This is a genomic window from Gordonia sp. UBA5067, assembly GCF_002414845.1.
Lineage (GTDB): Bacteria > Actinomycetota > Actinomycetes > Mycobacteriales > Mycobacteriaceae > Gordonia > Gordonia defluvii.
This window is the reverse complement of the sequence record NZ_DIAX01000055.1, coordinates 12,268-12,950: the sequence shown is the minus strand read 5'-3', so window position 1 is coordinate 12,950 and position 683 is coordinate 12,268. Positions and strand designations below refer to the sequence as shown.

The window sequence follows — 683 nt, the reverse complement described above, 5'->3', positions numbered from 1 at the left end:
ATCTCGTCGAACAGCACGACCGAGAACGGCTTGCGCCGCACCTTCTCGGTGAGCTGGCCACCCTCTTCATACCCCACGTAGCCGGGCGGGGCACCGAAGAGCCGCGACGCGGTGAACCGGTCGTGGAACTCGCCCATGTCGATCTGGATGAGTGCGTCATCGTCGCCGAAGAGGAAATTCGCCAGCGCCTTGGACAACTCGGTCTTACCGACCCCGGACGGACCGGCGAAGATGAACGAGCCCGACGGCCGCTTGGGGTCCTTCAGTCCGGCGCGGGTACGGCGGATCGCCTTGGATACCGCCTTGACGGCGTCCTCCTGGCCGATGATCCGATGGTGCAACTCATCTTCCATGCGGAGCAGGCGGGTGGTCTCCTCCTCGGTCAGCTTGAAGACCGGGATGCCGGTCCAGTTGCCGAGCACCTCGGCGATCTGCTCGTCGTCGACCTCGGCCACGACGTCCATGTCACCGCTGCGCCACTGCTTCTCCCGCTCGGCGCGCTGCGCGACGAGTTGCTTCTCCTTGTCGCGCAGGCTCGCCGCCTTCTCGAAGTCCTGTGCGTCGATCGCCGATTCCTTCTCCTTGCGGGCCTCGGCGATCCGTTCGTCGAACTCGCGCAGGTCTGGCGGCGCCGTCATCCGGCGGATGCGCATCCGCGCGCCCGCCTCGTCGATGAGGTCGAT

General features: G+C 66.3%; 1 pseudogene. It reads right to left on the bottom strand.

The window, feature by feature from the left end:
* Positions 1 to 683: pseudogene (gene clpC1 / locus B4M62_RS09075) on the bottom strand (ATP-dependent protease ATP-binding subunit ClpC); the annotation flags it as partial.